Origin of the sequence: Gardnerella sp. DNF01144, assembly GCF_049244245.1 — a bacterium.
GTDB classification, from domain to species: Bacteria; Actinomycetota; Actinomycetes; order Actinomycetales; family Bifidobacteriaceae; genus Bifidobacterium; species Bifidobacterium piotii.
In genome coordinates, this window is sequence record NZ_CP058390.1 from 356432 (window position 1) to 379825 (window position 23394).

At 41.4% G+C, this 23394-nt stretch carries 17 protein-coding genes; 15 read left to right on the forward strand and 2 right to left on the reverse strand.

Features of this window, described 5'->3' with window-relative positions; all coding sequences use genetic code 11:
• Window positions 1-34 precede the first annotated feature (34 nt).
• From HXT36_RS01375 to HXT36_RS01415, 9 genes are all read left to right on the forward strand, one after another.
• Window positions 35-880: an ABC transporter permease gene (locus HXT36_RS01375; protein ID WP_032819335.1), complete on the forward strand. Its 846-nt coding sequence runs from the start codon at window positions 35-37 to the stop codon at window positions 878-880.
• Complete coding sequence (locus HXT36_RS01380) at window positions 870-2555, forward strand: ABC transporter ATP-binding protein (protein WP_421778981.1); 1686 nt, start codon at window positions 870-872, stop codon at window positions 2553-2555. Before HXT36_RS01375 ends, HXT36_RS01380 begins: the two co-directional genes overlap by 11 nt.
• Window positions 2556-2714: 159 nt before the next feature.
• The gene (locus HXT36_RS01385; RefSeq protein WP_004113527.1) at window positions 2715-3215 is read left to right on the forward strand and encodes an S-ribosylhomocysteine lyase; all 501 of its coding nucleotides are present in this window, start codon (window positions 2715-2717) and stop codon (window positions 3213-3215) included.
• Between the two features lie 60 nt (window positions 3216-3275).
• Complete coding sequence (locus tag HXT36_RS01390; protein WP_016838023.1) at window positions 3276-3821, forward strand: hypothetical protein; 546 nt, start codon at window positions 3276-3278, stop codon at window positions 3819-3821.
• A 99-nt stretch (window positions 3822-3920) separates the two neighbouring features.
• Window positions 3921-5276, forward strand: coding sequence for an alanine racemase (gene alr, locus HXT36_RS01395; RefSeq protein WP_421778984.1), 1356 nt, complete (start codon window positions 3921-3923; stop codon window positions 5274-5276).
• 97 nt (window positions 5277-5373) lie between these two features.
• Window positions 5374-6657 (forward strand): deoxyguanosinetriphosphate triphosphohydrolase, encoded by a 1284-nt coding sequence (locus tag HXT36_RS01400; protein WP_016786273.1) that lies wholly within the window; start codon window positions 5374-5376, stop codon window positions 6655-6657.
• A gap of 66 nt (window positions 6658-6723) precedes the next feature.
• Window positions 6724-8826, forward strand: coding sequence for a DNA primase (gene dnaG, locus HXT36_RS01405; RefSeq protein WP_421778986.1), 2103 nt, complete (start codon window positions 6724-6726; stop codon window positions 8824-8826).
• 90 nt (window positions 8827-8916) lie between these two features.
• Complete coding sequence (locus HXT36_RS01410; protein WP_421778988.1) at window positions 8917-12090, forward strand: alpha-mannosidase; 3174 nt, start codon at window positions 8917-8919, stop codon at window positions 12088-12090.
• A 17-nt stretch (window positions 12091-12107) separates the two neighbouring features.
• Entirely contained in the window at window positions 12108-13073 is a 966-nt protein-coding gene (locus HXT36_RS01415) for a nucleoside hydrolase (RefSeq protein ID WP_421778990.1), read from the forward strand.
• 143 nt (window positions 13074-13216) lie between these two features.
• Here the strand turns inward: HXT36_RS01415 and HXT36_RS01420 are convergent, their stop codons facing one another.
• Window positions 13217-14932 (reverse strand): acetolactate synthase large subunit, encoded by a 1716-nt coding sequence (locus HXT36_RS01420; RefSeq protein ID WP_016635564.1) that lies wholly within the window; start codon window positions 14930-14932, stop codon window positions 13217-13219.
• Between the two features lie 263 nt (window positions 14933-15195).
• Here HXT36_RS01420 and HXT36_RS01425 point away from each other — a divergent pair, with 263 nt between their 5' ends.
• The 3 genes from HXT36_RS01425 (at window position 15196) to HXT36_RS01435 (ending at window position 19065) form a co-directional block, all read left to right on the forward strand.
• The gene (locus HXT36_RS01425) at window positions 15196-16389 is read left to right on the forward strand and encodes an SLC13 family permease (protein ID WP_032817949.1); all 1194 of its coding nucleotides are present in this window, start codon (window positions 15196-15198) and stop codon (window positions 16387-16389) included.
• A 386-nt stretch (window positions 16390-16775) separates the two neighbouring features.
• Window positions 16776-18197, forward strand: coding sequence for a PTS ascorbate transporter subunit IIC (locus tag HXT36_RS01430; protein ID WP_020757373.1), 1422 nt, complete (start codon window positions 16776-16778; stop codon window positions 18195-18197).
• A 139-nt stretch (window positions 18198-18336) separates the two neighbouring features.
• Entirely contained in the window at window positions 18337-19065 is a 729-nt protein-coding gene (locus HXT36_RS01435; protein ID WP_020757372.1) for a GntR family transcriptional regulator, read from the forward strand.
• Between the two features lie 107 nt (window positions 19066-19172).
• On the opposite strand, the gene rpsT is transcribed toward HXT36_RS01435, so the two are convergent.
• Window positions 19173-19433: a 30S ribosomal protein S20 gene (gene rpsT, locus HXT36_RS01440; protein ID WP_004130697.1), complete on the reverse strand. Its 261-nt coding sequence runs from the start codon at window positions 19431-19433 to the stop codon at window positions 19173-19175.
• A gap of 181 nt (window positions 19434-19614) precedes the next feature.
• Between rpsT and lepA the strand changes: the two genes are divergently transcribed.
• From lepA to HXT36_RS01455, 3 genes are read left to right on the forward strand one after another with little or no spacing between them, the layout of a single operon-like run.
• The gene (gene lepA / locus HXT36_RS01445; RefSeq protein WP_421778994.1) at window positions 19615-21495 is read left to right on the forward strand and encodes a translation elongation factor 4; all 1881 of its coding nucleotides are present in this window, start codon (window positions 19615-19617) and stop codon (window positions 21493-21495) included.
• A gap of 53 nt (window positions 21496-21548) precedes the next feature.
• Window positions 21549-22814: a radical SAM family heme chaperone HemW gene (gene hemW, locus HXT36_RS01450; RefSeq protein WP_421779223.1), complete on the forward strand. Its 1266-nt coding sequence runs from the start codon at window positions 21549-21551 to the stop codon at window positions 22812-22814.
• A 45-nt stretch (window positions 22815-22859) separates the two neighbouring features.
• Window positions 22860-23315: a tripartite tricarboxylate transporter TctB family protein gene (locus HXT36_RS01455; RefSeq protein WP_421778996.1), complete on the forward strand. Its 456-nt coding sequence runs from the start codon at window positions 22860-22862 to the stop codon at window positions 23313-23315.
• Window positions 23316-23394: the final 79 nt, after the last annotated feature.

Below are 23394 nucleotides of genomic sequence, written 5' to 3' on the forward strand. Positions count from 1 at the left end.
CGAGCTGTGATTCAAGTGGGGAGTGATTCAAGCAATGATTAAGTTTTTAAGACGCATTTGGCGCGGAGTTATTGGAAAATTCGTTTGCATTATTTTGTGCTTGTGGATTTTTGTAGCTGCGCTTTCTTTTGTGTGGACGCCCTACTCTCTTCTAGAAACAAACGGGTACGAGGTATGGCAAAAGCCTTCTCTAAAGCATTGGCTTGGCACAGATGGAACGGGTGCAGATATGCTTAGCTGGCTTATGGCTGGTTCTAGAGTAGAGATTTTGCTTGTTATTTCAACAGTTGCGATTGCAAGCGTTGTTGGGTTTGTGATTTTAAGCTTTACGATTTGCCGCGTTCAAAAAATTCGTTCCGTAAGCATTATGGCAGTAGACGCTTTAATTTCTATTCCAACAGTTTTGATTGCGCTTATGCTTGCTGTACCTCTTGGAGCATCCGTTCTTGTAATCATGCTTGCATGCGGATTTGGATATGGCTTAAATCTTGCTCGTATTTTGCGACCAAGTGCTGTTCTTGTTCTTAAGTCTAATTATGTTGATTGCGCTGTTTCTAATGGTGCTAGCAGAAGTTACGTTTTGCTAAAGCATGTTTTTCCTAATATTTTGCCTATCGCTTCCGTTCAGCTTTCGCTTTCTGCAGGAACTGTTATTTTAGCGGAAAGCGGATTGACTTATTTAGGTGTTGGTGTTCCTTCGGGAGTGCCGAGCTGGGGTCGCGTTCTTTCTACTTCGGTTACTTTGATTCACGTTTATCCGCTTGCGGCTCTATGGCCTGGCCTTGTTGTTACATTAACAGTTTTGTCTCTTAATCTTTTTGGCGATGTTTTAAGAAGTGCTACAAATCCAGCGAATAGGGAGTCTAAGAATGAGTCTTGATATAAAAGGATTATCGCTTAGCATTGGATCTTCGCGCATTTTAAGTGATGTTTCACTTAACGTTAAAGATGGCGAGCGCGTTGGGCTAGTTGGATCTTCTGGCTCTGGTAAATCAATGCTTTTAAGAGCTGCGATTGGCTTAGTTCCGTCTAATTGCAAAATCACTGGCTCTTGCCATGTTGGCAATGCCCAAACTGTTGGCGCTAACGATTCTGCGCTTGCAAACATTCGCGGTAAGTATGTTGGCGTTGTTTTTCAGCAAGCGGATCGTGCTCTTAACCCTATTATGAGTGTTAGCGAGCAAATCGCCTTACCTCTTAGGCTCCACTACAATTTAGACGAAGACGATATTCAAAATCGCGTTAAAGTTATGCTTGAAAAAGTTGGTTTAGGCGCGAATATTTTGAATAAGCGCACTTTTGAGCTTTCGGGTGGGCAAATGCAACGAGTTGGGATTGCTACAGCGCTTATAACTTGCCCTAAGTTGATTCTTGCAGACGAGCCGACTACTGCTCTTGATTCTGTTACGCAAAAAGATGTTGTGAATATGCTCACTTCTTTAGTTGATAATATGGGCGCTTCAATGCTTTTTGTTACTCACGATTTTTCGGTTCTTTCTAGCGCTGCTACTCGTTGCTATGTTTTGGATTCTGGGAGATTAGTCGATAGTGCGCGTGTTGGTGAATTGCTAGAAAATCCTAAGGTTCACTCTACTAAGCAACTTGTTTTTGCAGCGCGCGCTTTAAGTCTTAGTAAAAATGATTTAAGTCTTAGTAATAAAAATGATCTAAGTCTTGATGATAAGAATGATTTAAGTCTTAGTAATAAAAATGATTCTTCCAAAGATGATTGCATTTTTAACGCTAAAAACGTTCATGTTGTTTTAGGAAGTGCAAAGACTCGTGTTGAAGCATTAAAAGGTGTTGACTTTAATCTTAAAGTTGGCGAATCTTTAGCACTAATTGGCGGATCTGGAAGTGGTAAAACAACTTTGATTCGTTCTTTGCTTGGATTGCAAGAAATACGCCAGGGGAGTATAGAATATTGCGGAAAGCTAGTCGAAACCGTTGAAAATGCTAGAAAATCAAGTTTGAAAGATTCTGCTTACGTAAATATGAGAAGACAATGTTCGCTTGTGTTTCAGCATCCTTTTGCAGCTTTAGACCCACGTTGGACAGTTAGAAAAAGCGTTGCTGAGCCGCTTGAAATATGGCGTAAAAACATGAGTTCTGATTCAAATACTGTTGATTCACATGCTGTTGATTCACATGTTATTGATTCTAAAGTAGATGATGTTTTGAATTTAGTTGGATTAGATCCTAGTGTTTTTGGCAAAAGATACCCTTGCCAGCTTTCTGGCGGGCAAGCTCAATGCGTTGCGATTGCGCGCGCGCTAATCAATAATCCTAGAGTTTTGGTTGCAGATGAGCCAATGAGTGCAATCGATGTTGCTGAGCGCACAAGAATCTTAGATGCGTTTAATGTGATTCGCGCAAATCGCCCTAATATGGCGTGCATATTCGTTAGCCACGATCTTGGTATGATTCAACATTTAGCTTCTAGCGTTGTTGTTCTAAAAGATGGCGTTGTTGTTGAATCTGGGCTTGTAAGTCAAATTTTAAATAATCCAAAACATAGCTACACTCGCGAACTTATTGATGCTGCTACTTTGTAAGTCTGTATTGGTAAGTCTTGAAAGTTTGTAAGCAAATAAGTGTTGCAAGTCTAATAAAAAATATTTTTAGATTCGCGTTTATGTGTGTTTGGCAAGAATAGCGTCTAATATTGTTAGTAATCGTTATTTGCGTATGTATTACAAGTTAGGAAAGATAAAATGAGCGAAAATCAAAATAATCAGCCAACACCTCGTCCAGAAAGCTTTGAGCTTGACCACACTAAAGTTAAAGCTCCATACGTTCGCTATATTGACACTCAAAAAGGCCCGAATGGAGATGTTATTTCTAACTACGATATTCGCTTAACTCAGCCTAATCAAGAGGCTATTCCTACGGGCGCTTTGCATACGATTGAGCACACAATTGCTGTTCTTTTGCGTCAGCGCATTGAAGGCTACATTGATTGCTCTCCATTTGGTTGCCGTACAGGATTCCACCTTTTAACTTGGGGCACTCATAGCACGGAAGATGTTGCGCGCGCGTTAAAGGAATCGCTTGAATTTATTGCGTATAAAGCTACTTGGGAAGATGTTCCAGCTACAACTATTGAGTCTTGCGGAAACTACCGCGATCATAGCTTATTTGGAGCGCGTCAATGGTGCAAAGATATTTTAGATAAGGGTATTAGCTCCGATCCTTTTGAGCGCAAGATTGTGTGATTTGTTGCGTTTAATTGTGTGATACTGTAAAATCGCCATATTCTAAGCATAGGGGGGTGTATGTGTGAAATAAGATTGAGGAAAGCAACTCTTAGTGATCTAAAAGATATTGAAAATATTTATGAGAGAGCAAGAGTATTTATGGCAAATAATGGCAATCCTCATCAATGGGGAGATCGTTTTCCTCTAACATCTAGTGTTATAGAAGATATTCGTTTGAACCGTTTTAATCTTCTTGTAGACACGGACCCAGACTTTGGAGAAGAGCGCATTTTGGCACAATTTGCACTGTGCGAAGGGGCTGATGAAGTCTACGCAAAGATTGACGGAGCGTGGCTAGATGACGTTTTGCCATACGTTACAATCCATAGACTTGCCTCTTCGGGAGTCAAGCCAAAAATGGCAAGAGAGTGTTTAAAATGGGCCAAGAGCAACTACTCTAATGTTAGAATTGACACTCATCCCGACAACTTGATTATGCAAAAAGTTATTTTGCGAGAAGGCTTTAGCAAGTGTGGTCTTGTTGTAATTCCAGATCGCGCGCATAGTGCAACTAGAATCGCGTATCAATGGTTGCGCTCGCATAATCATGTAATACGGTATTAGAAGTATTAGCAGTATTGAAATGTAAGTCAAAAAATACTTGCATATATAGTAGATATAAAAGTAAACGTAAAATTAAAACTAAAAGTAAAGGCGCAAGATATGTGTAAAAATTCGAGTATACAAGCGATTTTGCAAGAAAACTATGCTCGCGCCTTAAGCGCATACCCGGGGCAGGTAATCGTTGATTTAAAAGCGCTAAGAGATAATATGCGAGCGCTTGTTGAGCGTGTTTCTAAAGATTTGAAGCCTGGGCAAAAGTCGCCAGCAGTTATGGGAGTTGTTAAAGCAGACGGGTATGGTCACGGGCTTATTCCTAGTGCGCTCGCAGCTCTTGCAGGGGGAGCAACTTGGCTTGGTACAGCTCAACCTTACGAGGCTTTGCGACTTCGTAAATGTGGAATTGACTCAAGTAGATGCCGTATTCTTACGTGGCTTACTAGCGCTCCAACGTCTCTTTTTGCAGATTTAATAAACGCAGATATTGATATTTCTGTTGGCTCGCTGGATTCAATTGACGCTGTTGCGCTCGCTGCTAAATTGGTTGGAGCTACCGCTCGCGTACACGTTAAGGTAGATACAGGATTTGGCAGAAACGGTTTTACGCCTGCAGGCTTTAGTGATGCTTTAGAAAAGCTTAGTGAATATTCTAGCCAGGGATTAATCGAAGTTATTGGGCAATGGAGTCACTTGGCTGTTGCTGATTGCCCAGATGTTCCAGAGTTTGTTGCATCTACAGATAGGCAAATTGAGCAATTCCACGACTTTACTCGAAGAATGCGCGAAGCTGGGTTGGAGCCTAAAATCCGACATTTAGCTAATACAGCTGCAACTCTTAACAGGCCAGAGATACGATTTGAGCTTGTTCGACCAGGAATTGGATTGTACGGATATGAGCCAGATCCTGTTATGGGAGCGCCTCAAGCTTACGACTTGCGTCCAGCTATGACTTTACAAGCGCAATTAGGAACAGTTAAATCTGTAGAAGCAGGGCATGGAATTTCGTACGGGCGCACGTATTTAACGCCAGACAATACAAGCACAGCAATCGTTCCACTCGGCTATGCGGATGGCATTTTGCGCGCGTCTAGCGGATTCGATATGCAAGGCTCTCGTCATGTTAATAAGCCTGGAGGCCCTGTGCGCGTGGAAACCAAGAGCGGCGCTAGGATTTTGCATGTTTCGGGGCGCGTTTGCATGGATCAGTTTATTGTTGACTTAAAAGGCAGTGCTAAAGATCTTGGAGTTAAAGAAGGAGATACAGTAAGGCTTTTTGGACCAGGCAGAGGCTTAGAATATGCGGAGCCGACGGCAGACGATTGGGCGGCGGCTGCAGGAACAATAAGCTACGAGATTATGACTGGGATTGGTCCTAGAGTTCTTCGATTGTATAAGAATGCTTACGAAGTTTTGCCTAAAAAAGACATAAAAATGTTGGATGAAAAAAGCTTAATCTAAATTTTTACGGTTTTAGCGACTTATTGAGTTAGCGACTTTACGCTTTTAGATTTACGCTTTTAGATTTGCTTCTTTTAATTAGTGGAGGAGGTTTTTAATGTGTAACGATGTGATTGCTTCCGATAACGAAGTTGTTGGCGAATACAGCTTGCACGATACAGAGCGTTGGGCTAGCGAGCCTCACCACACGCGCGCTCGCACTCCGTTTGAGCGAGACAGAGCTAGAATAATCCACTCTTCAGCGCTTAGAAGACTTGGCGCTAAAAGTCAAGTGCTTGTAGCTGGATCCGACGATTTTGCTCGCACACGTTTAACGCACACGTTGGAAGTTGCGCAAATTGGTCGCCAGATTGCTGCGATGCTTGGAGCAGATCCAGATGTTGTAGATTGCGCTTGCTTAGCTCACGACTTAGGTCATCCTCCTTTTGGTCACAATGGCGAGCGCGCGCTTGCTCAAATCGCAAGCAATATTGGTGGTTTTGAAGGAAATGCTCAAACTCTTAGACTTTTAACGCGTTTAGAGCCTAAAGTTTTTAGAGAAAATGGCGCTAGTGCAGGCGTAAATCTTACGCGTGCAAGCTTAGATGCTGCTGTTAAATATCCTTGGGGTTTTGATGAAGCAAAAGCGCACGATAAAGGCGAGCGTGACTTAAAATTCTGCGTTTACCCAGACGATAGGGAAGTTTTTGATTGGCTAAAGTCTGGCTCTCCGCGCGAATCGAAGCCTATAGAATGCCAAATTATGGATCTTTCCGACGATATTGCGTACAGTGTTCACGATATTGAAGACGCGATTGTGACTGGAGCTTTTAACACGGAGCTTGTTTGGGATTCAAGCGTTGCAGATCAAGTTGTTCAAGAAGCTCATAATTGGTACGGCAGCCAGTGGGATGCAGATAGTCTTTTGGCAGCTTTTAAGCGTTTGCGCGCTCTTAACATGTTCCCTGATTCTTTTGACGGCTCTAGAAGGTCTCTCGCTCACTTAAAGAATATTACTAGTGCTTTAATCGGCAGGTTTGCAAGTTCTGTTGAGAAAGCAACTAGAGAAAAATATGGGAACGGCGCTTTAATTCGCTATCGCGCAAATGTTGTGATTCCTCCAGAAACATCTTACGAGATAATCGTTCTTAAAAGTTTGGCTGTGCATTTTATAATCCAGCCTAGGGAGCGCGAGTTTTATAAGCGTGAGCAAAAGATTCTAACTGATTTGGTTGAAGTTTTTATGAGCAAATCTCCGCGTGCGCACGATGCTATGGAATCTGTGTTTATAAGCGATTGGAATAAGTGCTCTAGCGAAGACGAACGTTTAAGAGTTGCGATTGATCAAGTTGCAAGTCTTACAGATGGATCGGCTACAGCTCTTCATGCTGCTTTGTGCTAAATCAACGCTTTTACGCTTTTATGAATAGAGTGTCTATAGCCTTCGGCTTGCGATAAGCTAGAGATTATGGCTGGAATGATTGTAAAAGAAGACGTTGAGCGTGTGCGCGCTGCTGCAGATTTGTACGATATTGTATCTGCAACTGTTACGCTTAAGCCTTCTGGAACGGGTACTTTTGTGGGGCTTTGCCCGTTTCACGATGAAAAAACGCCTAGTTTTAGCGTTCGTCCAAGCTTAGGTGTCTGGCATTGCTTTGGTTGCGGTGCTGGCGGCGATGTTTTTAAGTATGTTGAGCAAAAAGAAAACATTGATTTTCGCGAGGCAGTAGAGCTGCTAGCGGATCGCTACCACATTGAAGTGCATTATGATAAATCGCAAGATGCTAAAGATAATTCTCATGCTGGCTCCAAGCGCGCTCGTCTTATAGAAGCAAACGAGGAAGCTCAACGTTTCTTTGCATCTCAAATCAACTCTAAAGAAGCGGCTCCAGCGCGTAGCTTGCTTGCAGGGCGCAATTTTACTCAAGCACAATGCGAGCGTTTTGGTTGCGGATACGCGCCTAACGGATGGGATAATCTTGTTCGCTATTTGTCTAATAAGGGTTTTACTCGTCAAGAATTATTGGATGCAGGATTGGCTCGCCAAGGTCAGCGCGGAATTTACGATTACTTCCGCGGCCGATTAACGTGGCCTATTCGAGATTCTACTGGACGCACTTTGGGTTTTGGTGCCAGAAAGCTTTACGACGACGATTCTATTAGCGCAAAGTACATTAATACTCCAGACACTGTGTTGTACCGAAAAACGCAAGTTCTTTATGGAATTGACATTGCTAAGTCGAATATTGTTAAAAAGCGCCAAGTTGTGATTGTGGAAGGCTATACGGATGTTATGGCTTGCCATTTAGCTGGTGTAGATACTGCTGTTGCAACTTGCGGAACGGCTTTTGGTGCGGAGCACGCGAAGATTATTCGTCGTCTTATTGCAGACGATTCTTTGGGAGCGATTCAGCTTGTTGGCCCTGTAAAAGTAGAAGGTCAAAAAGTTAGTTCGCGTATTGTTTTTACTTTTGATGGAGACGCGGCAGGTCAAAAAGCTGCTCTGCATGCTTTTGGCTTAGATTCAGCGTTTTTAACGCAGACTTTTGTTGCTGTTGCAGATAATAATTTAGACCCTTGCGATTTGCGTATTCAGCGCGGCGACGATGCTGTTCGTTCTTTGATTGCGCGCGCTAATCCTCTTTACGATTTTGTAATCGACACTGTTATTCGTAAGTTTGACACGTCTTTTACTACAGGGCAGATGGGTGCTGTTAAGGCGGTTGCTCCTCTTGTTGCGCAAATTCGAGACAGGTCTTTGCTTGACTTGTACACTAGAAAAGCTGTTAGAAATATTGGTGTTGATTTAGACGTTATGCGTAGGGAAGTGGAGTCCGCTAGAAGGCGATTGCACGTTGTAGACGATGACGCTTATTCTAAAGGCTATTCTTCTAGCGTTTATGCGGATTCTCGCGCATTTGATCAGCGTTCTCAAAGCATGAATGAGGCTGCTGTAAAAACAGCCATGCTTAGAAGTGCGTACAAGAATCAAAGCTATTACAAGGTTGACGATTCCGTGTTTATGTGCGAACAGCAGTTTATGGCTGTTCTTATGCAATCTCCTTTAGCATTTAGCGGCCAACTTTTTGCGCATCTTACTTTGAATAATTTTATTACGCCAGTTTTTAGAACTCTTTTCCAAGCATTTGTTGCTTCTGGAGGCTTGCCTAGCACAAATATTAGCCAAGGTCTTTGGTTGCACACTATTACTAAGGCTGCAGGCCCTATGTTAGAAGGCGTTATTAACGAGCTTTCCGTAATGCCTCTTCCATTGTCTTTAAGCAAGGGCTTAAGTGGAGCTTCTTCTATTAACTCGCTAGCTGCTTACGATTATAGTGGCGAAGGCACTAAAGGCGGGCCATCCAGTCTTTTGCGTGTTCCTAGCGAAGAAGAACAAAAGTATGCAAACGAGCTGCTTATTAAGCTTTTAGACGTTGGTTTTATGCGAAAAATCGGAGCTATTAAGCTTAGAATGAGTAAGTTAGAAGATGGGAGTGAAAAGCTTAATCTTTTAGGTCAGATTACTAGATTAGAATCTGCTCGAAAAGATCTTCAATCACAAATTCTATAAGATTTATCAATTACTTGTTTTGTCTTTATATACAGAGATACGTTATTTATGTATAAATGTGTAGTTGTGTAAGAAAGAAGTGTAGAAACAATGTTTTTATTACCTGAGCAGCAGTTAAGTCGCTGTACAAGAGTTATGCAACAACGCTTATATCCGTATATAAATACTGTTTTATCGCATTGTAAAATTCGAGCGTATGAGATCGCTGGAGAACCTATTTCTTCTGGCGAATTCTTCTCTAAGTTAAAAAGAAACGATATTGCGTTTCGCTCATTTAATGCTCCATGTGTTTGGGGAACAACTTGGGGTACAACGTGGTTTGAAGTTACAGGGTCGATTGATTTTTCAAAGGTAAAAGGGCGCAAAGTTGAGCTAAATGTTGATTTAGGTTGGATTAGCAATCTTTTTCCTGGTTTTCAGGCAGAAGGATTAGTGTATAACGTTGACGGAAGAGTTATAAAAGCTGTAAACCCTTGTAATCATTGGGTTCCGTTGATTGATGAGCATAATAATCGTTCTATTAGTATTGATGAAAATGGTAATTTTACTTTATATTTGGAGGCTGCAGATAATCCATTTGTTGAAGGATCTACTCCATTTTCTCCTACTGATTTAGGAGAGCGTGCTACTGGAAAAACCGAATGCCAATATATGTTGAAGTATATTGACGTTACCGTTTTTAATCGCAATATTTTTGATTATTATATGGATCTTGAGACTGTAAGTTCTTTGATGCGCGAATTAAGTGATGATAATCCGCGTTATTGGAAACTAGCTAAAGCTTTACAGCGATCCTTAAACGCGTATGATGAGCATGATTTTTCTACTGTTCAAAATGCTCGTAAAGAGTTGATTGATGTATTAAGTAGCCCTGCTGCAGCAAGCTCTATAAAGCATACGGCTGTTGGTCATGCTCATATTGATTCTGCTTGGCAATGGCCTGTGCGAGAAACGCACAGAAAGGTTGCGCGCACAATATCTAACGTTTTAGCTCTTATGGATGAGGACCCTGATTTTACTTATGCTATGAGTTCTGCTCAACAATACGAGTGGCTAGAAAACGAGCATCCCGATTTGTTTGAGCGTATGAAAAATAGGATTAAGGAAGGACGTTTTATACCCGTTGGAGGTATGTGGGTTGAGTCTGATGTAATGATGCCATGTGGTGAATCTTTAATTCGCCAAATGACTTTTGGTAAGCGCTATTTTAAGGAGCATCTTGGCGCCGATCCGCATGGCATTTGGCTTCCAGACAGTTTTGGCTATACTGGAGCATTACCTCAAATCGCTCGCCGCGCTGGTTTTGATTGGTTTTTAACTCAAAAGCTTTCTTGGAATGATACCACTAAATTCCCGCATCATTCTTTCCTTTGGGAAGGAATAGACGGTTCTAGGATTTTGGCTCATTTTCCTCCATCTAATACTTATGCTTCGTCTGTTAGCATGCATGAGTTAGTTTATTCTCAACGCTATTTTTTGGATAAAGATTTATCTGATCACGCAATATTGCTATACGGTTTTGGCGATGGCGGTGGCGGGCCTACTCGCGAAATGACTGCTCGTATTAGGCGCGATCGTAATCTAGAGGGTGCTCCTAGAGTTGATTTCGGCACTCCTGATGAGTTGTTTGAAAAAATACGAAAAGATATTGTTGACGATTCAAATGGTGATACACCAGTGTTTAAGGGTGAGCTTTATCTAGAGTTGCATAGAAAAACTCTTACTTCTCAGCAAGATATGAAGCGCTATTGCCGCATGGAGGAATCATTGTTGCGCGTAGCTGAATATCTTGTTGTTTTAGTTCGAGTTTATGCGCCAGAATACCGTTTTAATAACAATGAGCTTACTAGAATTTGGAAGACTTTATTATTGAACCAGTTCCACGATATTCTTCCAGGCTCTGCTATTGCATGGGTTCATAGGCAAGCTAGAGAAGAATATGCTAGAGATATTTCTTGTTTACGTAAGATTATTTCAGATATTGCTAATGCGATTGTAAAAGCTAACAGCACTAATAGCACTATTGGCAGTATTGGCACTAACAGCGCGATTAATATGCGTGAAAATGTAAAGTTATTGACTTATACAGGTAAAAATGATGTTGCTTGGAATTTGTATCGATGCAATGAAAGCAGTAAAAATAGTAAAACAACTGTAAAACACAAAAATGATGGTGGAATAATTCTTAATAATAGTGTTTTAAGTGTGACTATTGAACGCGATGGCACAGTGTCTTCTGTTAAAGATATTAAATTTAATCGCGAGCTAATTCCATCTGGTTATCGCATGGCGCAATACGAGATACTAAAAGATGAGCCATCTCAGTGGGATGCGTGGGATGTTGAGCGAGATGCATTTATGAGGAATCGTAAGATTGATGATTCTTCAATTGTTTGTGTTAAAGAACTTTTATCGGGCGGTGTGTCTGTTGAAATCTTGGCATGTAAAAAAGATATAAAGATTAAAACAAATATAATTTTAGAGCCATGTGTTAAACGACTTGATTTCCGTGCGCAAGTTGATTGGAAAGCTAAAGAGCAATTTTTGAAAGTAGATATGCCAACATCTATATGTTCAAATAATGCGCAATATGAGTGTCAATATGGTTTAGTTGGACGTCCAATAGTAAAAAATACTCGTAGTGACGATGCAAAATTTGAATCATGCACGCATAGGTTTGTTCGCATAGAAGATTCCTCGTATGCTGTTGCTGTTGCGAATTCGTCTACTTATGGCGCTGATGCTTCTCCTATTGGCGATTATTCTTCATCTTATGGAACTATGCTCAGATTATCTTTGCTTTCTGCGCCTCTTTACCCAGATCCAAATACGGATCAAGGTAAGCATGAATTTACTTGGTCATTTATTGCTGATGCAAATATGGACTCAGTTTTAAGTGCGGCTAATCTTTTGAATTCGCCAATCATTGATAAGCTTCCAGATGTAGATCCGCTGTTTACGATTCATAGAAACTCAGGCCTAATTGCATTAGATTGGGTTAAGCTAGCTGACGATTGTTCTGGAGACATAATCTTGCGTATTTACGAGCCATGTGGTGGCTGCGCAAGTGGGCAAATAAAACTCAACAAAATCTTGCGTGCGGCCTCAATCGAAGAAGTAGATCTTATGGAAATGCCATTGTTGCACGGTATGCCTATAGCTTTGCACAAGAATAATGATGAGTTAAATATAGAATTACGTCCTTTTCAGCTATGCTCATTGCGTATTCACGTTGCATCTGAAACTACAGTTTCTATTAATTGATAGGATGTTGAGAGTTTATGGAAAATAAAGGAATTTATTCTAAAAAGAAAATAATAATAGATACAGATTGTGGTTCGGATGATGCTATGGCAATTGCCATGGCTTTAAATGATCCTAGATATGAGATATTAATGTTTTGCACTGTATCAGGAAACGTGTGCATGGAACAAGCGACTATTAATACGCTTACTACTATCGAGCATGCTGGTTCGTATGAGCCACCTGTATATAAAGGAAGCAGAAGCATGCTCTTACGCGATTTGTCTTATGCTCATGAAACTCATGGTAGAGATGGAATGGGTGATATTGGTCTAGTGCCTCATCGTTTGAAAGAAAGTAATGGTAATGCTGTTTTGAAAATGATTGAAACTTTGAGAAACAGTGAAGATGGTGAAATAGACATTATTGCATTAGGGCCATTAACTAACATTGCTCTAGCTATTAAGGTTGATTATGAAGCGATGAAAAAAGTTGGTCGCATAGTTGTTATGGGATCTGCTGGTTTAGGACGTGGAAATGTTTCTCCTGTAGCAGAATTCAATATTTGGCAAGATGCAGAAGCCGCAAAGATATTAGTTGACTCTGGTCTTAAAAATATTATGTTTGTTGGATGGGACGCATGCTTGGGAGAATGTATGCTGAATCCACAAGAAATTGCTAATATTCGCAAAAGTGGAGAACTTGGTAAGTTTGTAATTGATTGTAATAGGGAATTAATGGAAATGAATATTAGCCGTTTTGGAGATGCTTATCTAGATATGGCTGATCCATCTGCCGTTGCCGCTGCGTTATATCCCGAATGTATAAGCGAGTGCACAAAATATTATTGCCAAGTTGATGCAACTCCTGGACCAAGTTATGGCTCAGTTCTTGTTGATGCTAATTTCTTCTCTGGTAAAACTCCGAATGTTGAAATATGTAGTAGGCTTAATCCCGAAAAATATAAAAATTACATTTATCGTACTTTGCATGTTGTAGATTAGCAAAATTTGTTTTTACCAACATGCTTTCTATATTGAAATAATATTTAAATACGACCGAGTTTGTTTATGGCTATTCACAAACTCGGTCGTATTTATATTTAATGCGTATAAATTAATGCATATATTTTCAGTATAAATATACTTTAGTTGCCGAAGTCAATGTCTCCAAGCTTTTCAATAAGCTTCATGTTTTCGCTATAATCCACTGGGCAAGCTATAACGTCAACACCGCTTTCTTGAGCCAAAGCCTCTTTAAGCATGTTGTATAAGTCTTCTGGCTTTTGTACAACGTGGCCTCTTGCGCCAAAGCTTTCCGCCAATTTTGGAACATTTGGATTAGTAAAATCAACGTATTCGTGTTCTCCAGCGTGCAAGTCCATCTTCCACTTAATCAAACCGTACGCGTTATCTTCCCAAACCAAAACCACCATTCTAGAACCAACGCGAACAGCGGTTTCAATCTCTTGAACGTTCATCATAAAGCTGCCGTCGCCCATAACAGCAAGAACAGGCTTTGTGTTGATTTTTCCACTATTATCTTTAATGAACGATGCTCCAACAGCTCCAGGCAAAGTCCAAGCCATTGTAGAAAGACTGTTGTCTATAATGCACGTATTTGGATGCATTGTTGGGTAAAGCCTTGCCATCCACATTTTTAGTGCGCCCGTATCTACAAGAACCTTAGTTCCTTCTGCAACAGCACGACGAGTATCGTAAACAACGCGCTGAGGCTTCATAGGAATGCTGTTATCGTTTTCAAACGAACGCAACTCGTCTGTAATCATTTGACGAATCTTTGGGTGAGTTACGTCAAAAGTAACGTTTCTATCTTTAAGCACACTTGTAAGCGCTTTAAGCGTTTGAGCAATATCTGCCATAATGTTTAGTGCAGTAGGGTAGTGAGCGTCTGTGTCTTCAACAAATGTGTTTATGTGAATAATCGTCTTGTCAATATTTGGATTAATCTTCTTAGGGTCAAATTGCTGAATTGAGAATCCTACAGCAATAATCAAATCTGCTGTGTCGAAAGCAAAATTCTCATAATCTCTATGCATAAATCCAACTACGCCAAGAGCGTTCGGATGATTATCTGGGAACACGCCTTTGCCTTCAAACGTTGTTGCAACTGGAACATTAAGCTGTTCTGCAAAATCTAGAAGCTGTTCTTGAGCGTGGCTTCTTGCAACGCCGTTTCCTGCAAGAATAATCGGCCTTTTTGCTTGGCTAATTATTTTAGCAGCTTCGTAAATTGTGTCTGGAGCTGGAAGAATATGCAACGGCTTTGGAAGCGGAAGTGGCTTTGCATCTTCTGGCACGCTCATTTCGCTAATATCTTCTGGAATAACAAGGCATGTTGCTCCTGGGCGCTTTCTTTGAGCGATTGAGAAAGCTTTGCGAACCATTTCTGGAGCTGTGCTTGGAGCAAGCATCATAGAAGACCATTGAGTGATTGGTTGGAATAGTGCTACTAAATCAATGATTTGGTGAGATTCCTTGTAAAGTCTAGAAACGTTTCCTTGAGCGCATATTGCAACAAGCGGAGTTGTGCTTGCATTTGCTTGAGCTACAGGAAGCGTAAGATTTAGTGCTCCAGGCCCCAGCGTTGCCAAGCATACGCCTGGCTTTCCAGTAATATGTGCATAAGTTGCGGCCATAAAGCCTGCGCCTTGCTCGTGGCGAGTAAGCACAAAGCGTATGTTTCCATTTCGCTCAATTGCCTCTAAAAGCGGAATATTTTCTTCTCCTGGGATTCCAAAAACAACCTCAACGCCTTCGTTTACAAGGCATTCTACGATTAAGTCTGCTGTGTTTCTTTTATGGCTTGCTGTTTTTTGAGCTTGCGATTCTTGATTTGTCATAATTGCGTTTCTCGCTTTGTGCTTAATGTGCTTGTTAGCCTTACGACTTCTTTTCCATTTATAATATAAGACTCTAAGACATGTGCATTTTGCGCGTGTCACAAAAATGGGCGGATTTTTACATATTCGCTTTGTGGCAAAACTAAAGCGCTTTTAGCACCCTGTGCCTTGTTATTTCAACGATTTTGTCGGGAATTTTTGCCTCTTTGGATTGGGTTTCTTATACAATTGAAAGAGTCGTTTATTTTAGTTGCGGAGGAATGATGAGGCGTTGGCTTCTGAATTTGGTCAAATGTGAGACCATCCTTATTGTGGCCGCCGTTTTAGCTGTTATTTCTTGTTTTTTCGTTCCGCCTGATGCGCAATATTTTAGTTACATTCACGTAAACACTATTTCTCAACTTGTTTGCTTAATGATGGTTGTTTGCGGATTCCAACGAATAGGCGTTTTTAGAAGCATTGGCGCGAATCTTCTTAGAAGAGTTAGGACTGAGCGAGGATTAGTTCTTGTTCTTATGTCTCTAACGTTTTTCTCGGCAATGCTTATTACTAACGATGTTGCTCTTGTGACTTTTGTTCCTTTTGCGATTTCTGTTTTAATGATGGCGAATGCCGAAAAGCACGCGATTCTTATTGTTACTTTAATGACGATTGGTGCAAACGTTGGAAGCATGCTAACTCCTATTGGCAATGCGCACAATTTGTATCTTAAAGCGCTTACTGGAATGTCTACTGGCGACTTTCTTTCCATTATGGCTCCGTACACGCTTACTGCTGCGATTCTTATGATTGCGTTTGCGTTTGTGTTCTTTAGTTCTAGAAAAGTCGATCAGTTTGAAGGATTGCACGGAGACGACATTGAGCAAGGTGTTTTAGCTCCGCATTCTAAATCACCTAAGCCAGACGAGATTCGCGTTATGGGCTACGGTGTTGGCTTTACTCAATGGCGAGTTGTTGTTTACAGCCTTTTGTTTATTTTGTGCTTGTGTGGAGTAGCTGGCTGGATTCCAGACTGGATTATGGTTTTGGCAGTTGTTATTGCCTTTATTATTTGCGATTCGCATGTGTTCCGCGCTTTGGATTGGGCTTTGCCTCTTACGTTTATAATGTTCTTCATTTTTATTGGAAACATGCGCAGGGTTCCTGGATTTACCGAGATTGCACAAATGTGGGTTGGCTCTCACCCTATGGAAGTTTCGGTTGTTTCTAGTCAAATGATTAGTAACGTTCCAACAACTATTTTGCTTTCTGGATTCTGCGACCAATGGAAGATGCTTATTATTGGCACTAATCTTGGCGGCATGGGAACGCTTATTGCGTCTATGGCATCTTTGATTTCGTACAAGAGTATTACGCATAAGTATCCTCATAATAAGGGTCGCTATTTGCTTATGTACACAATTGTGAATCTTCTTTTCTTAGCTGTTTTGATTGGTTTGGCCTGGATTATTGAGTAGCGCTTTTTGCGTGATTTTTGCATTGTGGGCGTGTCTTTTGGCGTGTCTTCTGACAGAATTATTGTGATTATTTTCACATATTTTTAGGTTGTTGCTTAATAAAAGACTATTAATTTTCGTATCATATACGATTTTGTTATATTATTTTCTGTTAAATAGTGATTATACGTAATAATTTTCATTTTATTCAAGATATGCCTAAAAGTCACCATAAATTGAATATAACATTATAACAAATTTATGTCTTGGCTTATCCATTATTATGGCTTTTGAATTAAATAAATTCGGGCATTCTGGTTTGGCTTAGTTAATTACACTATCTTGTAATTTTCGTTTCATGCCAAAATGCGCCTAAAAATGTTAACATACAAAATAAGGAGAGAACTGTGAACGGTATTCTTTCTATACTGCTCGATGTTTTCCGTCAACCAGCTGTAATAGTTGCGATGATTTCTTTGATTGGACTTGCAGTTCAAGGCAAAAGTATTTCCAACATTGTACAAGGTTCAATTCGTACAATGGTTGGGTTTTTGGTTTTGGCTGCAGGCTCTGGCGTTGTAACTCAAGCGCTTGATCCATTTGGAAGCATGTTCCAATATGCTTTCCACGTTCAAGGTGTAGTTCCAAACAATGAGGCAATTATTGGAACCGTTCTTTTAAAGTACGGCTCAGAATCTGCTCTCATCTTCTTCTTTGGAATGATTGTAAACATTATTCTTTCTCTAACATCTCGTTTCAAATTCATTTATCTAACTGGTCACGTTGCTTTCTACATGGCTAGTATGATTGCAGTAATCTTCAATGTTGCAGGTTTTAATACTTTAACTCTTATTGTTATTGGTTCTCTTGCACAAGGCTTATTGATTACGATTTCTCCAGCGTTGGTGCAATCGTTTATGCGTAAAGCTTCCGCCAAAGATGACGTAGCTCTTGGTCACCCTGCTAGCAGTGGTGTTCTTATTGGAACTTTAGTTGCAAAGCTTACGCGCTCTAAAAAGCATCCGTCTAAGTCTACCGAAGATATTAAGTTCCCGTCTGCTCTTGGATTCTTAAAAGATACAACTGTTTTGATTGCGCTTTCAATGGCAGTTATTTACGTTGTGGTTGCTCTTTTTGCAGGCCCTGAGTTTATTGAGACTAAGCTTTCTGGCGGCCAGAACTTTATTGTGTTCGTTATTCTTAAAGCAGCAATGTTCTCTGCAGGCGTTTTTGTTATTCTTGCAGGCGTTCAAGTTGTTTTAGACGAAATTGTTCCAGCATTTAAGGGAATATCCGAAAAATTGGTTAAAAATGCTAAGCCAGCATTGGATGCTCCTATGACATTCGGTTTTGCTCCAAACGCCGTTCTTATTGGATTCCTTGCAAGCTTTGCAGGTGGAATTGTTGGAATGGTCATTATGGCCTTGGCTGGCACAACGGTTGTTATTCCAGGAATTGTTGCGCACTTTATGGCAGGTGGCGTTACGGGAGTGTTTAGCAATGGTCAAGCGGGTAGAAGAGGATGCGTTATAGGCGGTTTTGTTAATGGCCTTGTTATTACATTCTTGCCTTTGCTTCTTTTGCCTGTTTTGGGAAATCTTGGCTCTGCAAACTCAACCTATTCCGACGCTGACTATGGTGTAGCAGGAGTAATATTTGGCTACTCAAATGTTGCTGGAGGAAGGATTCTGCTTATTGTTGCAATCGCTATTCTATACGTTCTTTTCTATGCGTCGTCAATAATATTGACTCGTTTAGAAAACAAAAAAGTTAAATCGCTAGCAACAAACAATTCTGCTTCTAGCGCGTCGGATTACATATTGGACTAATAAACTGATACTATTAGTTCTATATGTATTCAAAAGCATTTTTGTAAGAATTGTCGTAGAATCATAAGGCTTAAGAATCGTAGGATTTTAGGCAATTCTTACAATTGTTTTTCTAATCATTCTGTTTGGAGAGTGAATTGTGACTGAAGGTGTGCCTAAATATGTAGCAGTGCGCGATAATCTTAGAAAGCGCATTGATTTAATGAAGCCGCAGGAGCAGCTCCCTCCAGAATTAGAATTATGCAAACAATACAACGTTAGTCGAATAACACTTAGGCATGCAGTAGATAGTTTGATACTAGAAGGCTTGCTTGTTAGAATCCAAGGAAAAGGAACTTTTAGAGCAAAGAATATTGTTCATAGTTCTAATCGAGAAGTTATATCAGATCAAATTCAAGGATTCTATCAAAATTATTCCGAAAACAATACAAACGTGCGAATTAAGGTTATTCAAAACAGCATTGTTAAAGACGAGTCGGCTGCGCATAAGCTTGGTTTAGACGAATCAGAAGATTTGATTTGCATAAAACGACTAAAATACGTTGATAACGTTTTATCAAGTTATATTGTTGTTTATCTTTCGGCATCTAGATTCCCTAAGGTTTTGAATATCGATTTTTCTAAGCAATCAATAGTGAATTTCTTGGAAAGTGATTATGCTGTAAAGCTTTACGAAAATGATTTATTAATTCGCGTTGAACAGTTATGCGACGATATGTCTGAATTCTTACATGTTGAGCCAAAAACTCCAGCGCTTACTGTTGAGTCGATTGTTAAAGATTCTTTTGGCTCTATAATCGCCTTTGGCGTTGGTATACATACGCCTAATTATGGAGATATTCAGTTTAAGATGCACGTTAGCTCGTGAGTTTTTGTGCTATTTTCTTTCTTTAGAATACAAAAATCCCCGTTGCCAAATGAAATCAATGGTAGCGGGGATTTTTCAAACTCTAATCAATTCGCAATATGCGATTATTAAAGAGCGTTGATTGCTACAGCAAGACCAGACTTGCGGTTTGCAGCCTGATTCTTGTGAATCACGCCACGGCCTGCAGCCTTATCGAGCTTCTGAGAAGCTACTGCAAAAGCGGCCTGTGCGGCAGCCTTGTCACCAGCGGAAATGGCTTCGCGAGTAGCGCGGATAGCAGTCTTCAAAGCAGACTTCACTGCCACGTTACGCTTGTGTGCCTTTTCATTGGTGAGCACGCGCTTTTTCTGCGACTTAATGTTTGCCACTATTACTCCAAACGACGTTTACTATACTAAGGACATACAGTGTGCAAGCATAGCATGGTTTATGGATAAGTGTTTCTAGAGTAGTCAAGTGTTTCTAGGGTAGTCAAGTTGCTAACATTAGTTGTTGCAATACTTTTCGCATATTTGATTGCTCGTATAGTCTTAAAAGGAGATATTTGCTTTGATTACACCGCATAACCAGCCAGGATTTACGGATCAATCGCTGATACGCAACTTCTGCATTATTGCGCATATAGATCACGGCAAGTCTACCGTAGCAGATCGCATTTTGCAGCTTTCGGGAATTGTGCCAGAGCGCGAGATGCGAGACCGATTTTTGGACCGCATGGATATTGAGCAAGAGCGCGGAATCACTATTAAATCGCAAGCTGTTCGAGTTCCGTGGACTTTTGACGGCAAAGAGTACTCGCTTGGAATGATTGATACTCCAGGTCACGTTGATTTTACTTACGAAGTTTCGCGTGCGCTTGCAGCTTGCGAAGGTGCAGTTTTGCTTGTGGATGCAACGCAAGGTATTGAAGCGCAGACGCTTTCTAACCTTTATATGGCAATCGAACACGATTTAACGATTATTCCTGTATTAAACAAAATCGATTTGCCTAGTGCGGAGCCAGATAAGCATGCAGAAGAGATTGCTGGCTTAATTGGATGCAAGCCTAGCGATGTTTTGCGCGTTTCTGGCAAAACTGGCGAAGGTGTAAAAGATCTTCTCGACCAAATCGTACTGGAAGTGCCATCTCCTAGTGGAAATCCTAATGGAGCTGCTCGCGCGCTTATTTTTGACTCCGTCTACGATTCGTATCGCGGAATCGTAACATATATTCGTATGGTTGATGGCGAGCTTAAATCGCGTGAAAAGCTTCACATGATGGGCATTGGCATGACGCACGATCCTATTGAAATCGGCGTTATTAGCCCAGATATGACTCCAACAACGGCGCTTGGAGCGGGAGAAGTCGGCTACGTAATTACAGGCGCAAAAGACGTTAGCCAATCTAAAGTTGGCGACACAATTACTAGTGCTGCGCACCCTGCGGCTAAGCCGTTGGAGGGCTACAGAGACCCTAAGCCTATGGTTTACGCAGGTCTTTTCCCAATCGATAACGCGCAATTCCCAGAGCTTAGAGACGCGCTAGATAAGCTAAAACTTAACGATGCTGCTCTTATTTACGAGCCAGAAACGTCTGTTGCATTGGGCTTTGGTTTCCGTTGCGGATTCTTAGGCCTTTTGCACATGGAGATTGTTTCCGAGCGTTTAAGCCGCGAGTTTGGCTTGGATCTTATTTCAACTGCTCCAAACGTAACTTACGACGTTACAAGCGAAGACGGTACCGAGCATCATGTGACTAATCCTAGTGAGTTCCCAGAAGGCAAAATCAAGCGCATTATTGAGCCAATGGTTGCTGCCGATATTATTGCGCCTAAAGATTTTATTGGCGCAATTATGGATTTGTGCCAGGATCATCGCGGAGAAATGGGCACAATGGAATACATTAGTGCCGACAGAGTGGAAATGCACTACAGGATTCCTCTTGCGGAAATTGTTTTTGACTTCTTCGATCAGCTTAAAAGCCGCACAAAAGGCTATGCTTCGCTAGATTACCACGAAGATGGCGAGCAAGCTGCAGATCTTGTTAAGGTAGATATTCTTATTCAGGGAGATAAGGTTGACGCTTTTAGTGCGATTGTTCACCGAGATAAGGCTTATTCTTACGGCGTTATGATGACTAAGAAGCTTCGCGGACTTATTCCTCGCCAGCAGTTTGAGATTCCAATTCAGGCTGCGATTGGCTCGCGTATTATTGCGCGCGAAACGATTAGTGCGCTTAGAAAAGACGTGCTCGCTAAGTGCTACGGCGGCGATATTACGCGTAAGCGCAAGCTTCTAGAAAAGCAGAAGGCTGGTAAGAAGCGCATGAAGATGCTTGGACACGTTGAAGTTCCTCAAGAAGCGTTTGTTGCAGCTTTAGCTACAGACGATAGCGCAAACGACAGAGACACTAAAGATAAGATTCGTGCTGCGCAAAAGTCTGAAGGCTGAGGCTTATATTGAATTTTGAATCGAATAAGTCTAGTGAAGATTCGCGTTCAATCATGCCTTTTGAAGTGTATGTGCACGTGCCATTTTGCTTGCGACGCTGCGGTTACTGCGATTTTAACACGTATACAGCTCGCGATTTAGGGGAGGGCGCAAGTCGAAGCGGGTATGCGGATGTTGCAATTCGCGAGATGCGTCTTGTAAAAAAGTGGCAGGAATTCCACGGGATTTTCGAGCCTAAAGCGCAATCTGTTTTCTTTGGCGGCGGCACTCCGACTGTTCTTAAAGCGCAAGATTTAGTGCGAATTTTGCGCGAAATCAGCGAATTATGGGGCATTATGCCTGGCGCGGAAGTCACTACGGAAGCAAACCCAGATACCGCAGACGAGTCTTATATTGAAACGCTTGCAAAAGGCGGATTTACACGAATATCTTTTGGAATGCAATCTGCTGTGCCGCATGTGCTAAAAACGCTTGACCGCACGCATACTCCAGAAAACGTAGAGCGCGGAGTTAGAGCGGCGAATTCTTGCGGTTTGCGATCTAGTGTTGATTTGATTTATGGCGCTCCAGGGGAGAGCATAGACGATTGGCGAAAGTCAGTAGAAATGGCTTTAAGCCTGGGCATTAACCATGTTTCCGCGTATGCGCTAACGGTGGAGCCGCGCACAAAAATGGGTCGCCAAATTGCTGCTGGCATAATTCAAGCGCCAGATGACGATGATGAAGCAGCAAAATACGAGTTGGCAGATAGTCTTTTTAGTTCTGCTGGCCTAGAGTGGTATGAGATTTCTAACTGGGCGCGCACTGGTTTTGAGTCTCGTCACAATCTTGGATATTGGAAGAACATTGATTGGGCTGGGATTGGCCCTGGAGCTCATTCGCATTACAATTCAGCGAGCGGCATTAGCAAGCAAAGCATGGATGATTGTGCTGTTCTGGCGGATTCAAGCAAGTTTTACAATCTTAGATCTTGGGATATTTTGCATCCAAAACGCTGGGCGCAGGCGATTAATGCAGGAAACGTGCCTTGGCAAAACTACGAGTGCATAAACAGTGAGGACGCGTTAATAGAAGAAGTAATGCTTGGTTTGCGCATTAGGGAAGGGCTTAGCGTTGATGAATTGTGCGCAAAGATGCGTAAAGCCAATTGCGGATTTGACGATTCGTATTTGCAAAAAGTGTTAATCGAAGTGTGTAAAGAAGATTTGGCAGTATTGAACGAGAATCGTATTATTGCAACGCGTAAAGGTAGGCTGCTCAACGATTTATTAATAGAAAGAATTGTTGACGCGTGCCAAAATGGCTTAGTTATGCGTTAAAATGATTCGTATTGTGTGAAAATTCAACGCAGAAAGGAATCAATCATGGCAAACCGCAAGGAGCGTAGAGCAAAAGCCAGGCAGAATCGTAGGGGAATCCCGTCTCAATACGATCAAACAAATGGTCGCGGTCGCGGTGGAATGATTGACGAGTACAATTTGCAAGAACATTCAAGAAGACTTCAAGAAAATGGCGTTGATGGATGGAAGCCATCTTCTAGCGTTACGCAAAGCCAGAGCAAGATGGAGCGCAATATTAAGCGTGCTCAGGCTGGAGACGATACGTGGAATGCTGTTCGCAAGGTTATTGGTGTGTGCTCTTGGGCTGTTCTTTTGCTTTCTGCGTTTGCGTTCTTGGTGATTATGTGGCCGCCAAGCCAGCCAATGGTGCTTGTTATAACTGTTGCAGTGTTGTTTGCTTTAGGCGTATTTGGGCTGTTCTTTAGCTTTAGCAACTCTAAGCAAAATCCGCGCCTAGACGAGCACGGCACAGCGCTTTAAGCGTATTTAGGTTGATTTAAGCGTATTTAGGTCGATTTAGGTGTGTTTATAGATAGATAAAACTGTTTTTAATAAATAA